This window comes from Collinsella sp. AM12-1 (genome assembly GCF_003472325.1).
Classification (GTDB): domain Bacteria; phylum Actinomycetota; class Coriobacteriia; order Coriobacteriales; family Coriobacteriaceae; genus Collinsella.
On record NZ_QRLS01000041.1, the window covers coordinates 1 to 1780 of the forward strand.

The window sequence follows — 1780 nt, forward strand, 5'->3', positions numbered from 1 at the left end:
ATGGCGAAGCCCATGGCCGGCAGGATGTTGGCGGCAACGCCAAAGCCAGCAAGGACAAAGGGCGGGATGAAGTCGAGCATGCCCTGGATGGCGTCAGCACCCAGATAGAACGACAGCGAGCACAGCAGGAACGCCATGATGATACCGGTCAAACCGATCAGGAAGTGCATCGCATAGACACCCTTAAGGTTGCCCTGGCCGGAGAAGACATCAGCGCGGTCAACCAGAATCGGCAGGGCGGCGTTGAGGATGTTCTTGATGGCAAGGCACAGCGTGGCGATGGGCATAGCGAGCGCGATGGCTGCCTCGGTGCTCTGGCCCAACTGGATAGCGAAGGCGCAGGCGAGCACGCCGCCGATCGTCTCATCAGGCGGCACGTAGGCGCCGATGGAGATCGAGCCCATGAACAGAAGCTCCAGGCTGGCGCCGATCGCGAGGCCGGACTGCAGGTCCCCCAGCACCAGGCCCACGAGCGGGCACAGGACGATGGGGCGGAACGCATAGAGCGTACCGAGCTGGAAGTCGAACTTACCAAATGCGGCGATAAGTCCGATGAGGATTGCTTGGGTAAGCATATATCCCCCTTTCCTAATAGGACACTACGAAGAGCTCAGACTCTTCGAAATTGAACGCCTAGAGCACGCTTGCGCAGTCAACCTTGGGGTCATCGGCCAGAGGACGGATCTCGACCTCGACGCCGTTGTTCAGCATCTCACGCACATCGGCCTCCTCGGCTGCAGTCAGGAAGATCTGACGAGAGACCTGACGAGCATCGGGGCGCTTCTCGTCCTTGGGCTTGGTGTTGCCCAGGTTGACCGACTTGATCTGCGGGCAGCCTTCAACAAGCTGCTTTGCCTCAGCGATGGTGGCGACACAGATAATCATCTTGTATTTGTCAGTCACACCCGAGTTAATGGCCTCGATGGCATTCGCCATATCCTTGATGACGAGCTTGCAGCCGGCAGGCTTGCCCATCTTGAGCGTCGTCTTCCACACCGGGTCGTTGGCGACCTTATCGCCCACGCAGAAAATGCAGTTGGAGCCAAGGCCCTGGACCCAAGAGACCGCGACCTGGCCATGAAGCAGGCGATGGTCGACGCGAAGTAGCTGAATCATAATGTGACCCCCCAAAGGTCTTGTGCCGTCTTACGGCGTGTCAGTAGGTGCTGCGGATTAGAACTCTTCTTCCTCTTCGTCATCGACCAAAAGATCGTTGACAAACTTCACGCGCGTATCGTCCGCAGCGACGATGGCGCGAATCGTCTCCTCAACCGGCGCCGACTCGTCAGAGAACAGCAGCTGGATAAGCAGAGGAAGGTTCATGTTGGTAACGAGGTACGTGCGGGGACGCGTCTGGACGATCTTGGTGAACTCGTTGTTGACGCTGCCGCCAAAGAGGTCGGTGCAGACAACGACATCATCGTCGGCAGCCATGCCTGCCAGCAGTTTTTGGGCCTCCTCGGCCACGTCCATGCGGTCATCGACGAACATCGAAAGATCGTGGACGTTGTCGCGAGCGCCCGAGAGCAGCTCGACACTCTCCTTGATGCCGGTAGCGAAGTGCGCATGGCTGGCGATGATGTACTGCCTCATTCTGTGTTCCTCTCAATAGCCCGGCGCGTTCCCGCACCCGTTTTCTTTAGTAGTCGAACTGGTGATAGTAGCGACGATACTTGAGGTTGTGCTTGGTGACCGTCTCGTAGTAGCGAGCCAGGCGGTCGGTAACGAGCACCGTCAGAATCCACGGAGACACGATGACGCGGAACTCGTCGTCAAGGCC

The 1780-nt window shown here is 58.5% G+C and carries 3 protein-coding genes; all 3 read right to left on the minus strand.

Annotated elements, in window-relative coordinates:
• On the minus strand, positions 1 to 575 hold a 575-nt coding region (locus tag DW136_RS09765), incomplete at its 3' end, for a PTS sugar transporter subunit IIC (RefSeq protein ID WP_147349536.1).
• Positions 576 to 633: 58 nt separating this feature from the next.
• Positions 634 to 1116 carry a PTS sugar transporter subunit IIB gene (locus DW136_RS09770; protein WP_117565058.1) on the minus strand — a complete coding sequence of 161 codons (483 nt, stop codon included), beginning with the start codon at positions 1114 to 1116 and terminating at the stop codon, positions 634 to 636.
• Positions 1117 to 1173: 57 nt separating this feature from the next.
• A complete protein-coding gene (locus DW136_RS09775) occupies positions 1174 to 1593 on the minus strand; it encodes a PTS sugar transporter subunit IIA (RefSeq protein ID WP_117565057.1) in 420 nt (139 codons plus the stop codon).
• Between the last annotated feature and the right edge of the window lie 187 nt (positions 1594 to 1780).

Bases quoted from the DNA above. Each gene is read 5' to 3' on its own strand.
- DW136_RS09770 (WP_117565058.1), bottom strand. From the start codon at position 1,116: ATGATTCAGCTACTTCGCGTCGACCATCGCCTGCTTCATGGCCAGGTC.
- DW136_RS09775 (WP_117565057.1), bottom strand. From the start codon at position 1,593: ATGAGGCAGTACATCATCGCCAGCCATGCGCACTTCGCTACCGGCATC.